At 39.3% G+C, this 542-nt stretch carries 1 protein-coding gene; it reads left to right on the top strand.

Annotated elements, in window-relative coordinates:
- A partial coding sequence (locus ACTXGU_RS22350; RefSeq protein ID WP_443483703.1) for a BMP family lipoprotein occupies positions 1-542 on the top strand: 542 nt, incomplete at both ends.

Raw genomic sequence — 542 nt, forward strand, 5'->3', positions numbered from 1 at the left:
ACAACAAGATGCTCATTTTGCGATTGTAGATTCCGTAGTTAAACAACCGAACGTTGCAAGTATCACTTTTAAAGAACAAGAAGGTGCTTTCTTAGCTGGTCTTGTTGCAGGAAAAGCAACAAAATCTAATAAAATCGGCTTTATCGGCGGGATGGAAAATGAAATTATTTGGCATTTTGAAGCTGGATTTGTTGATGGTGTAAAGGCTGCCAATCCAAAAGCGAAAGTAGATGTACAATATGCTGGTGCTTTCACGAAACCAGAAATCGGGAAAACAATCGCTAATAAAATGTATTCTTCAGGCGCTGATGTAGTATTCCATGCTTCAGGTGGAACTGGTGCTGGTTTATTTACCGAGGCTCGTGAATTAAAAGAAAAAGATCCTTCTAAATACATTTGGGCAATCGGAGTAGACTCTGATCAATCTCCTGAAGGTGTAGTTGGAGAGCATAATGTAGTGTTAACATCTGCACTAAAAGGTGTTTCTACAGCAGTAAAAGATGTTACGACAAAAGCAAAAGATGGCAATTTCCCTGGTGGAC

This window comes from Niallia sp. 01092 (assembly GCF_052318935.1).
GTDB lineage: Bacteria > Bacillota > Bacilli > Bacillales > Cytobacillaceae > Niallia.